The following is an 11856-nucleotide window of genomic DNA, read 5'->3' on the forward strand; positions in this document are numbered from 1 at the left end:
TCACATCTGCCTCTCTTTTTTACCAATAATCATGTATATTTGCAGGATAAAAATCCAACCCTATGAAGATACTGTATTATATTTATCAGATTTGCATCGCTTTGCCTATTTTATTAGTGTTGACCATCCTCACGGCAATCGTCACTATTGTAGGTTCTCTCTTGGGAGGAGCCCACATCTGGGGATATTATCCGGGGAAGATTTGGTCACAATTAATTTGTCTGTTTCTATTGATTCCCGTGAAGATTGAGGGACGTGAAAAGTTGCATGACAAAACTTCCTATATTTTCGTACCTAACCATCAGGGTTCATTTGATATTTTCCTTATTTACGGCTTCATCGGAAGAAACTTTAAGTGGATGATGAAAAAAAGCCTGCGCAAACTGCCGTTTGTAGGAAAAGCCTGTGAAAGTGCAGGACATATCTTTGTAGACAGATCTGGTCCTAAAAAAGTATTGGAAACAATCCGGCAGGCAAAAGACTCATTGAAAGACGGGGTTTCTCTCGTAGTCTTTCCTGAAGGAGCGCGTACATTTACAGGACACATGGGATACTTTAAGAAAGGCGCTTTCCAGTTGGCTGATGATTTACAGTTGGCGGTTGTACCCGTCACCATTGACGGCTCATTCGAGATTCTGCCACGCACAGGCAAATGGATACACCGTCATCGCATGATTCTGACTATTCACGAGCCTATTCCTCCCAAAGGGAAAGGAATGGAAAATATCAAGGCAACCATGGCAGAGGCCTACGCTGCGGTTGAAAGCGCCCTGCCGGAACAATACAAGGGAATGGTGAAAAACGAAGATCAAGACCGATAGTCAGTACATAATCTTATATAAATATGGGGATGCTCACGCACCCCCATATTCCTAACCAGTTTTATGCATCAAACTATTAAATTAAGAAATTCAGATATTTAGATGTTTTGCAAGGTTATGGTTTGGTTTGACATCATTTGTAATTCTTGAAAAGTCAAATTAAAACTTTTATAAATTTCCTTTTCTAAATTCTCTAATGAGAAAGATTCATTTCTGACACCATTAATCTTCCCTCTAAACCGATTGTTATAATGCTTGCGGAATGTATCCGGAGTAACCAGACCTCCCAAGCCATAATCACCCACTACAATCACCGGCTTTCGGCGCAATACCCCTTCGTAAGCGGTAATCCCCGCACCAATAATCAAGTCGGCTTCTTCAATCAGTTTACCGATCTCACTCTCGGAGGATATATAATCCACCTGATACTCTGAATATTTACTTAATAGAATTCCTATCCGTAACCTGGTGCGAGAATTTGCTATTCCGACAACAATGCTGGCTTTTTGTTCTATTAACTGCAATTCGTCACCTCTTAAAGAAGAGGCGGCAGATAATTCATTAGGATTTTTCATATAGCTATTTGGTTTTTGTTGTGTCAAAAGTACAGCATGCATCCGAAAACACAAAAAAAGTCACCCGGACAAAATCAGTGCGCCTGATTTTTTCGTAAACACCTACATTTCAATCAAATACAGATTAGCGTTCTATTAATGACCCGGACAATTCATTTTTTATTTATCAAAAATCCCTTAAAAACACATTCAAATCTTCTTGTGGAGAAATGCCTAATCGACCTTTCAGCCTTCCTTTTGCTTTGGTAACAGAATCGGAAGAGGTCTGAAAAATACGCGCCAGTTCTTCATTGGTCAGTCCAAATTTAAGAAAGCAACAGATCTCAAGATCATGTTTAGTTAATAAAGGAGTTTTGTCAAGCAACCGGGTAACGTAATTAGAATAGAGTAAATCAAACAGACTAAACAATTTATAGCGTTCTCCATTAGACAATTTACCTCTTAATGTTCCCTCTTTGATAGCAAGCAGCAGACGAAAAGCGGATATGTACTGTTCAGAAGAGGGTCCGACAGTTAATTCTCCTCCCAGTTCTTTCAATAGTCCCGATAAGTTTTTGTTCTGCATACTTAGAAGTACAATCTTTCCATTCAACTCGCCTACCTTCATTCGATTTTCTTCCAGTATGCGGTTCTCTTCCAGTACTTGATCTTTCAACTCCTGGATTTCTTCCATCTCCTGCTGGTATCGCTTTATCTCCTCTTCATTATCTCTAATCTGGGATTCGATTTCGGCAATCTTCTTCCTGTGATTTTTACTTTTGTAGTAGTAATAACACATATAGAAGGCCACAATCAGGAAAATAACCGTACCGCAAAATATAAAAACTGTACGGTCCACTTTCAGTTGTAGATTATCATTCCGGAGTTTCTCGTTCTCGTACTGCTTTTGCAGTTCTGTTATCAACTCCTGCGAATCGACTTCATCCAATACATTCACGATAGAGTCCGCTTTTTCATGGTAGATAATCGCTTCTTCAAAATTATCAATATCTTTTTCAAGAAAGTATAAATTGTTATATGCGTCAATACGGGTATATTCTTTAGAAGAATTGATACTCATCTTAAAATATTTCCGGGCATTCTCTACATCACCCATCTGTATATACAAATAGCCGAGAGACATACACTCTACGTATTTCCTTTCTTCATCCGTTTCTTTTTCATAAGCAGCAAGAAAATAGCGTTCTGACTTTTTTAGTTCTCCCATAGAACGGTACAGTATCCCCAACTCATGTAAAATGGAAACTTCAGACGGATATTGCTTTTTCCTGGCTAGTTCTAAAGCGTAAGTATAATAGAAATAACAGCTATCCCATTTATTCTGAAACAAATAAGCCCGGCCTATATTTTGCCCGGCTCTGACAAGACTCAAAGAATCTTTCAACTCTTCATAGATCGTATATGACTCCCAAAAATTCTTCAATGACTCCTGATACAATCTCTTTTTCCGGTTAATCATCCCTATCTCATCAGTAGCCATTGCAAACATCTTACAACATTGAATCTTCCCGAACATTTCTTTTGCCGAAGACAAAAACGTCAAAGCCTCTTCATCTTTGCCCAATTCACGCAGCACTCTTCCATAATAATACTGTGCTTTAGCACGCGTAACTGAGTCACCATGCTCTACAGTATAGTAATTCAGCGCCAGTGCAATCAATGAGTCAGAAGTAAACTTCACATAGTTCTGATCCATCGCCTGCGTCAATAAAAGTGCATAATCTGCCTGCAACTTTCCACGCAATTTTTCAATATGAGGTATTGACTTTAATAGATACAGAGCTGTATCCGGAAGAGATTCCATGCACATTTCAATCCTCTGGAATGCCGCATCGGGGGCCTCCGAATCTCTATGACAAGAAACCGATAAGACTAAAATAAAAAAGAAAGCGGCGTATACCGAAACAGTAGTCGTTTTCACTTTACTTGAGTTTTGTGCAAAAATACACAAAAAACTCAAGTATTACTTATTTGTTGAAGCATTTTGTTCCAATCGTTGATGTTCTTCTATCAACTTCATGTTTTCTCTTGCTTTAGACAGGAACTCTCTAACCAGCTTATTATCTTTAAAAGAATAAGGAGCATCCTTGATTATATCATCAATCTGCGGAGTCATAATAGGATAGGGCAAAGAGCTGCAGAGCATCATAAACACACTGGGTCCCAGCACATTTTCGTAATTATCGGAGATGAACGTTTTCACATACTGATTCATTGCTTTCATCAGTGAGTCTCCTTCCACCACCAACTGACCGTGAATTTCATCCAGATCGCCTCCATCCAGTACCATACGGGTTTCCTTCTGCTCCAGTTCACCAATGCTTTCTTCCAATTGGTTTCTTTTGCTGATAAACTCATACAGTGCATTATTTAAAGATGTTCCGACTGCCTTGAGGTCTGTATTGCTAATGGTAACTGTTATCTTCCCATTTTCCAACACAATCGGCATAATGCTTTCTTCATCCATATAAAGTGTCACCATCTGTACGGAATCTATTTTCCCTTTCATTGAGAACAGACCATGCACTACTTCAGCTGAATCCAGCTTCACCCACTCTCCATCACGAAGGGACTTAAGATACAACATCTTTCCATCCAGACTATTCACTGAAGAGGTTCCTTCAATCTTGTACTTACTGGTGCAGGAAGCCAAAAACGGAAGCAAAAGCAAAAAAGGTAAAATTTTATTCACGTTCATCTATTCATTAAATTCTGGGTACAAAGGTACAACTGATTCAGAATTCAAAGAAACATTTTATCAATATTTAAATCTTGTAAGACTCTTTTCTTTAATAATCCTTATAAACATAGGTGTAAGGCTATTTTTTTCATTTAGTTTATCTAATTTTGCAGTCATGAAAACATCAACATTTGCCCCTTTTGCCAAACCGCTTTATGTAATGGTAAAGCCTGTAGGTGCCGTATGTAATCTAGCATGCGATTATTGCTATTATTTAGAAAAGGCCAACCTATACAAAGACAATCTGAAACACGTAATGAGCGATGAACTTCTGGAAAAGTTTATCGACGAGTACATTAACTCACAAACCATGCCGCAGGTGCTTTTCACCTGGCACGGAGGAGAAACGCTGATGCGACCGCTCTCCTTCTACAAAAAGGCGATGGAACTACAAAAAAAGTATGCCCGCGGACGAACGATCGACAACTGCATCCAAACCAACGGAACCATGCTCACCGACGAATGGTGCGAGTTCTTCCGTGAAAATAATTGGCTGGTAGGAGTCTCTATCGATGGTCCCCAGGAGTTTCATGACGAGTATCGCAAAAATAAAATGGGAAAACCCTCTTTTGTGAAAGTGATGCAAGGCATCAATCTTTTGAAAAAACATGGGGTGGAATGGAATGCGATGGCAGTTATTAATGACTTTAATGCCGACTATCCACTAGACTTTTATCGTTTCTTCAAAGAAATCGGTTGTCAGTATATCCAGTTCGCTCCTATCGTTGAACGTATTCTCTCACATGAGGACGGTCGTCACCTCGCTTCTCTTGCAGAAAATAAAGCCGGAACTCTTGCCGATTTTTCAATCACTCCGGAACAATGGGGCAACTTCCTTTGTGCTCTTTTCGACGAATGGGTGAAAGAAGATGTAGGCAAGTACTATGTACAAATATTCGATTCGACTTTGGCGAATTGGATGGGCGAACAGCCTGGTATATGCACAATGGCAAAAACCTGCGGTCATGCCGGTGTGATGGAATTCAACGGAGATGTTTATTCGTGCGACCATTTTGTATTTCCCGAATATAAATTAGGTAATATTTATAGTAAAACTCTGCTGGAAATGATGCATAGCGAGCGTCAGCACAATTTCGGGAACATGAAATATCAGTCTCTCCCTACTCAATGCAAGGAATGTGAGTTCCTGTTTGCCTGCAACGGAGAATGCCCGAAAAATCGTTTCAGCCAAACGGCAGAAGGCGAACCGGGATTGAATTACTTATGCAAAGGCTATTACCAGTTCTTTAAGCATGTAGCTCCTTATATGGACTTTATGAAAAACGAACTGATGAATCAACGTCCGCCTGCTAATATCATGGAAGCACTGAAGAACGGAGATTTGAAAATTGAATACTAACCAATCATATATTTTAATTTTATCATTAAATAATGAACAGACTAAGACTTTATCTATTAGCGCTGGCTGCGCTTTTTGTATGTTCCGTTAAAGCGGATGAGGGTATGTGGCTATTGCAACTGATGCAACAGCAACACTCCATAGACATGATGAAAAAACAAGGATTAAAACTGGAAGCACAGGACCTATATAATCCAAATGGAATTTCTCTTAAAGATGCCGTAGGTATATTCGGAGGCGGATGTACCGGAGAAATTATCTCACCCGAAGGTTTGATTCTGACCAATCACCATTGTGGCTATGCCTCCATCCAGCAACATAGTAGTGTTGAGCACGATTATCTGACTGATGGTTTCTGGGCTACTTCCAGAGACAAAGAGCTCCCTACTCCGGGACTGAAATTTACATTTATCGAACGTATCGAAGATATTACGGATATTGTCAATGCCAAGATTGCGGCGAAAGAAATCACCGAATCCGAATCATTCAGCAATATATTCCTTCAAAAGCTGGCTCATGATCTTTACTTTAAAAGTGATCTGGCAGACAAAAAAGGAATTGTTCCGCAAGCTCTTCCGTTCTATGCCGGAAATAAATTCTATCTTTTCTATAAGAAAATATATCCGGATGTACGTATGGTAGCCGCTCCACCCTCTTCTATCGGTAAGTTTGGTGGTGAAACAGACAACTGGATGTGGCCGCGTCATACCGGTGACTTTTCCATGTTCCGTATTTATGCAGATGCAAATGGTGAACCTGCAGAATACAGCGAGAGCAACGTCCCACTGAAAACCAAGAAACATTTGTCTATCTCTATCAAAGGATTGAAAGAAGGAGATTATGCAATGATTATGGGATTCCCCGGAAGTACGAGCCGCTACCTGACTGTATCAGAAGTAAAAGAACGTATGGAATCGGAAAACGATCCACGTATCCGTATTCGTGGTGCACGTTTGGCTGTCCTGAAAGAAGTAATGAATGCCAGTGACAAAATCCGTATTCAGTATGCTAACAAATATGCGGGTTCCAGTAACTATTGGAAAAACTCCATCGGCATGAATAAGGCCATCATCGATAATGATGTATTGGGAACAAAAGCTGCACAAGAAGCCAAATTCGCAGAGTTTGCAAAAGCACAAAACAATGCTGAATATGCAGCAGTAGTGAAGAACATTGATGACCTGGTAGCTAAGACAACTCCTCTCAACTATCAGTACACCTGTTTGAGAGAGACTTTCTTCGGAGCTATCGAATTTGGCAATGTGATGTTGACTAAAACACGCGAAGCATTGCTTGAGAAAAACGATTCTGTAATCGAAGCACGCATGAAAGCCTTGGAAAGCACTTACGAAAGCATCCATAACAAAGATTACGATCATGAAGTAGACCGCAAGGTAGCGAAAGCCTTGTTCCCCTTATATGCTGAAATGATTCCGGCAAACCAACGTCCTTCTATTTATAAGGTTATTGAACAGAAATATAAAGGCGATTATAACAAATTCGTTGATGATATGTATGACAACTCTATTTTTGCCAACCGGGCAAACTTCGAGAAGTTTACAAAGAAGCCTTCAGTGAAAGCGATTGACAATGATCTGGCACTGCAATACTGCCAGTCTAAATACGACTTGATGGATACACTGACTTCCCAGCTCAAGGATATGGATCGGGAACTGGCTTTGTTGCACAAAACTTATATTCGTGGTCTGAGGGAAATGAAGTTACCTGTACCTTCTTATCCGGATGCAAACTTTACCATTCGTCTGACCTATGGTAACGTGAAACCTTATGATCCGAAAGACGGCGTACACTACAACTACTATACGACCACCAAAGGTATTCTTGAAAAAGAAAATCCGGAAGACCGTGAATTCGTTGTACCTGCCAAACTGAAAGAACTGATCGAAAAGAAAGATTATGGCCGTTATGCTTTGCCAAATGGTGATATGCCTGTCTGCTTCCTGTCGACCAACGACATCACCGGTGGTAACTCCGGCAGCCCGGTACTGAATGAAAACGGAGAACTGATCGGTTGCGCTTTTGATGGCAACTGGGAATCATTAAGCGGTGACATCAACTTCGACAACAACCTGCAACGTTGTATTAACCTGGATATCCGTTATGTCCTGTTCATTCTGGAAAAGTTAGGAAACTGCGGACACCTAATCAATGAAATGACAATCGTAGAATAAATGAGAAAACAAATCCTATTTGTCCTATTTTCACTGGCAACTCTTAGCATCCACGCCGACGAAGGCATGTGGATGCTAACCGATCTGAAAGCACAGAACGCTGTTGCCATGCGCGAACTTGGCCTCGAAATTCCGATAGAGGAAGTATACAACTCAAATGGTCTTTCTCTAAAAGACGCTGTTGTACACTTCGGAGGAGGATGTACGGGAGAAGTTATCTCTTCCGAAGGACTGGTACTGACTAACCATCACTGTGGTTATGGAGCTATCCAGCAACATAGTAATGTAGAACATGACTATCTGACAGATGGTTTCTGGGCTATGAACCGTGATGCGGAACTCCCTACTCCGGGATTAACCGTCACTCTTATCGACCGGATTCTCGATGTGACCGATTACGTCAACGAACAACTGAAAAAAGATCCGGACCCGGATGGTGTCAATTATCTATCTCCAAGTTATCTTGGTAACGTAGCAGAACGTTTTGCCAAAGCGGAGAATATAGAAATAACTCCTGCAACAAAACTGGAGCTCAAAGCTTTTTATGGAGGAAACAAATATTATCTGTTTATCAAAACAGTATACAGTGATATTCGTATGGTAGGGGCTCCTCCTTCTTCCATCGGTAAATTCGGAGCTGATACCGACAACTGGATGTGGCCTCGTCACACAGGCGACTTTTCTCTCTTCCGTATTTACGCGGACAAAAATGGAAAACCGGCAAAATATTCTAAAAACAACGTTCCTCTGCAAGTGAAAAAACATCTGAAGATCAGCCTCGCCGGAGTTCAGGAAGGAGATTTCACCTTTGTCATGGGATTCCCCGGACGTAACTGGCGGTATATGATTGCCGACGAAGTGGAAGAACGGATGCAAACGACCAATTTCATGCGCCAGCATGTACGCGGAGCCCGTCAGAAAGTACTTATGGAGCAAATGCTGAAAGATCCGGCAGTGCGTATTCATTATGCAAGCAAATATGCTTCTTCGGCCAATTATTGGAAAAATGCAATCGGCATGAATGAAGGACTGATACGCCTCAATGTACTGGATACCAAACGTGCACAGCAAGAAGAACTATTAGCCCGCGGCCGTGAAAAGGGAGATGATTCGTATCAGAAAGCCTTTGATGAGATTCGCTCTATTGTATCTCACCGACGCGATGCGCTATATCATCAGCAGGCTATCAATGAAGCATTGGTCACCGCCCTTGATTTTATGCGTATCCCTTCCACGACAGAATTGGTTACCGCTCTGAAATCGAAAGATAAAGAGCAAATAAAAGAAGCAAAACTAAAACTGAAGAAAGAAGGAGATAAGTATTTTGCATCTGTTCCCTTCCCGGACGTAGAACGGATGGTTGCCAAAGAAATGTTGAAAACTTATGCCAACTACATTCCGGCAGAACAACGAATCAACATCTTCGAAATCATCAATTCCCGTTTCAAGGGAAGTATTGACGCCTTCGTTGATGCCTGTTTCGAACATTCCATTTTCGGCAATCCTAAAAACTTTGAGAAGTTTATCAAGAAACCAAATTTATATAAAATAGGATATGACTGGATGGTATTATTCAAATATTCTGTTACCGACGGAATTCTGAAAACAGCTATTGCCATGAAAGAAGCCAATCAGAACTATGACGCAGCTCATAAAGTATGGGTGAAAGGCATGATGGACATGAGACAGGAAAAAGGAACGCCGATTTATCCGGATGCGAACTCTACTTTACGATTGACATACGGCCAGGTGCTTTCTTATGAACCGGCTGACGGTGTGGTATATGATGCTCATACCACCCTCAAAGGTGTGATGGAAAAAGAAGATCAGGGAAACTGGGAATTCGTAGTGCCTCAAAAACTAAAAGAGCTATATAACTCCCAGGATTATGGACGTTATGGCAAAAACGGTGAAATGCCTGTCTGCTTTATCGTAAACACCGATAATACAGGAGGAAACTCCGGCAGCCCGGTATTTAACAGCAAAGGTCAGCTGGTTGGAACTGCTTTCGACCGCAACTTTGAAGGCTTAACAGGAGACATCGCTTTCCGTCCTTCATCGCAGCGAGCCGCTTGTGTTGACATCCGCTATACCTTGTTTATCATCGATAAATACGCAGGAGCCTCTCATATTATCGACGAACTTAGCATTGAGTAAATTGAGAGTTGAGAATTAAAAATTGAGAAATATAATGCTAGATGGCATAACTTTTATTCCTCAATTTTTAATTCTCAATTTTCAATTTATATAAACTCTTCCACCATATACATCTCGTCAATCATCTCATTCATTATATTCTGTAAATTCTGAACTGCTTCTTCAGGAGATTCCCCATAAGCATTACATTGCATATTTACAGTCAACTAGGCATAATAGCCACCATCTGATGCGCGTTCAAGCACATAATCCGTTCTGTTTAGTTTCATATTGGTAAATAATTAGTGAATGTTGGTATTGAAGTTATTTCTGAATGTGAAGCTGCCAGTTTCTCCAGTTCACGAATCATCCGACGTTCACAGCTACGAACCCAATAAACGAAATGACGGTTCGGAGTATATTCTCCTGCAAAACGAAGCAACGGCTGCAAATCAAAGGAATCACTGATTATTCCTGCCCCCGCTTTCATTGCATCATAGGCATTGCAGTCTTGTTCAATATGTGCCGGAACCATTAATACAGGTTTTCCAAGATACATTGCTTCGCAAATAGACTCGAAGCCTGCCGTACTGGCATAAGCCTTACAACCCGCCATAGCATTAAGAAACTTCACATCATCTATTTGATGGAAACTCAATGTTTCGTCAATCCGTGTCACCTCTTCAGCATCCGATCTATCCCAGAAAAAAGTTAAAGGAACTTCCGGATGTTTCGCATGAAAACTCTCCACGCTATCAGCAAACCCAGAATTAACCATATATCCATGAATATAATCACCCTTTTCCGGACGGATAGCGGTCACTTCCTGACGAATCAATGGAGGAACGGTCACTATTTGATTCATATCATCCTGTTCCATTTCCAGGAAAGACAAAGCCAGTTTCTTCGAAGATCTTAGAGCGGTCATCCGGGTAAAGAGACGCAACATCCATAACTGGCACGAATTTTTATCCGGAAACTCGAAATCACGATGTAAAAACAGATACTGATGTCCAACACAAATATACGGAACGGAGGGACGGAAGAGTGCATAGGTAAGTCCGGTTAAAAGCTCGTAGAAGTTGATGACAACTTCCGCCCCTGTCTCCCTGATCCGCTGATTTATATAATACATGCTGCGAAGATACTCCGGTAATCTTAATAAATTGTATGCAAAGCTTTTCGTCAGGTTCGCCCGTTTATTATCTGCCGTAGGCAGAAAGTTCGGACTAATGAATCGCTTCACCGGTGCATGAATACTCCGATTGAAAAATCCCGGCAAAGTACATGTCGAGCTTTTCCCGACTAAGACTTCCACTACTTCATGCCCATTGCGCAATAACATTTCTTCGAGAGTGATTGCCTGTGTAAAATTCCCTCTCCCCTCACCTTGAACAATAAATAAAAATTTCATAGTTCCATTATTTTTAGATACGCAAAATTCCCTCTTTCACATTACAAGATGATGACTCTATGATTACTATTTCATGAACAAAATCAGCTTTTTCTCGTTATATAATAAAATAGAAATTATATTTGCGGTCTTCAAAGACTGCTTTTTAACTCTAAGAAAGAAAAGATTATGGAAAAATTTGAAGATTTAATACAGTCACCAGTGCCCGTTTTAGTTGATTTCTTTGCAGAATGGTGTGGACCTTGCAAAGCAATGAAACCGGTTTTAGAAAAACTAAAACTTATTGTGGGAGATAAAGCACGTATTGCAAAGATAGACGTTGACCAGCATGAAGACCTGGCTACTAAATATCGCATACAAGCTGTACCAACCTTTATACTGTTCAAGAATGGAGAGGCTGTCTGGAGACATTCCGGCGTAATCCATAGTAGCGAACTACAAGGGGTTATCGAGAAGCATTATACATAAAAAGATAATAATAACGAATGAAGAAAGTATTAGTAATGGTAGCCCTCGTCATGGCAAGCGTAATTGTATACGCATTCAATGACAGTAGGGAAACTAATCAAGGTAAAAAAGAGGTAACAGGTAACGGTGAAGTCGTCGTAATGGACAAAG

General features: G+C 40.6%; 9 protein-coding genes and 2 pseudogenes. 6 read left to right on the forward strand and 5 right to left on the reverse strand.

The window, feature by feature from the left end:
* Window positions 1-62: 62 nt before the first annotated feature.
* Window positions 63-821, forward strand: a complete 759-nt coding sequence (locus ACT8YW_RS18960; protein WP_004297350.1) for a lysophospholipid acyltransferase family protein — start codon at window positions 63-65, stop codon at window positions 819-821.
* A 98-nt stretch (window positions 822-919) separates the two neighbouring features.
* Here ACT8YW_RS18960 and ACT8YW_RS18965 read toward each other — a convergent pair whose 3' ends face one another.
* The 3 genes from ACT8YW_RS18965 to ACT8YW_RS18975 all read right to left on the reverse strand — a co-directional run bounded on the left by ACT8YW_RS18965 (window position 920) and on the right by ACT8YW_RS18975 (window position 4094).
* Window positions 920-1396 carry a hypothetical protein gene (locus tag ACT8YW_RS18965; RefSeq protein ID WP_004306016.1) on the reverse strand — a complete coding sequence of 159 codons (477 nt, stop codon included), beginning with the start codon at window positions 1394-1396 and terminating at the stop codon, window positions 920-922.
* 166 nt (window positions 1397-1562) lie between these two features.
* Window positions 1563-3317, reverse strand: coding sequence for a hypothetical protein (locus ACT8YW_RS18970; protein WP_444106798.1), 1755 nt, complete (start codon window positions 3315-3317; stop codon window positions 1563-1565).
* Window positions 3318-3359: 42 nt separating this feature from the next.
* A complete protein-coding gene (locus ACT8YW_RS18975) occupies window positions 3360-4094 on the reverse strand; it encodes a DUF4369 domain-containing protein (RefSeq protein ID WP_444106799.1) in 735 nt (244 codons plus the stop codon).
* 157 nt (window positions 4095-4251) lie between these two features.
* Between ACT8YW_RS18975 and ACT8YW_RS18980 the strand changes: the two genes are divergently transcribed.
* The 3 genes from ACT8YW_RS18980 to ACT8YW_RS18990 are packed head-to-tail and all read left to right on the forward strand — an operon-like array spanning window position 4252 to window position 9845.
* Window positions 4252-5496: an anaerobic sulfatase-maturation protein gene (locus ACT8YW_RS18980; protein ID WP_444106800.1), complete on the forward strand. Its 1245-nt coding sequence runs from the start codon at window positions 4252-4254 to the stop codon at window positions 5494-5496.
* 32 nt (window positions 5497-5528) lie between these two features.
* Window positions 5529-7688 carry a S46 family peptidase gene (locus ACT8YW_RS18985; protein WP_444106801.1) on the forward strand — a complete coding sequence of 720 codons (2160 nt, stop codon included), beginning with the start codon at window positions 5529-5531 and terminating at the stop codon, window positions 7686-7688.
* Complete coding sequence (locus ACT8YW_RS18990) at window positions 7689-9845, forward strand: S46 family peptidase (RefSeq protein ID WP_444106802.1); 2157 nt, start codon at window positions 7689-7691, stop codon at window positions 9843-9845.
* Between the two features lie 86 nt (window positions 9846-9931).
* On the opposite strand, the pseudogene ACT8YW_RS18995 reads toward ACT8YW_RS18990, so the two are convergent.
* Both ACT8YW_RS18995 and ACT8YW_RS19000 read right to left on the reverse strand, forming a co-directional pair.
* Window positions 9932-10114 (reverse strand): annotated as a pseudogene (locus ACT8YW_RS18995) (hypothetical protein).
* A complete protein-coding gene (locus tag ACT8YW_RS19000) occupies window positions 10111-11238 on the reverse strand; it encodes a glycosyltransferase family protein (RefSeq protein WP_444106803.1) in 1128 nt (375 codons plus the stop codon). The pseudogene ACT8YW_RS18995 and the gene ACT8YW_RS19000 overlap by 4 nt, the downstream one beginning before the upstream one ends.
* A gap of 168 nt (window positions 11239-11406) precedes the next feature.
* Between ACT8YW_RS19000 and trxA the strand changes: the two genes are divergently transcribed.
* Together trxA and ACT8YW_RS19010 are read left to right on the forward strand one after the other, a co-directional pair.
* Complete coding sequence (gene trxA / locus ACT8YW_RS19005; RefSeq protein ID WP_444106804.1) at window positions 11407-11706, forward strand: thioredoxin; 300 nt, start codon at window positions 11407-11409, stop codon at window positions 11704-11706.
* 17 nt (window positions 11707-11723) lie between these two features.
* Window positions 11724-11856, forward strand: a pseudogene (locus tag ACT8YW_RS19010) (thiol reductase thioredoxin); the annotation flags it as partial.

Source organism: Bacteroides sp., from assembly GCF_052357945.1.
Lineage (GTDB): Bacteria > Bacteroidota > Bacteroidia > Bacteroidales > Bacteroidaceae > Bacteroides.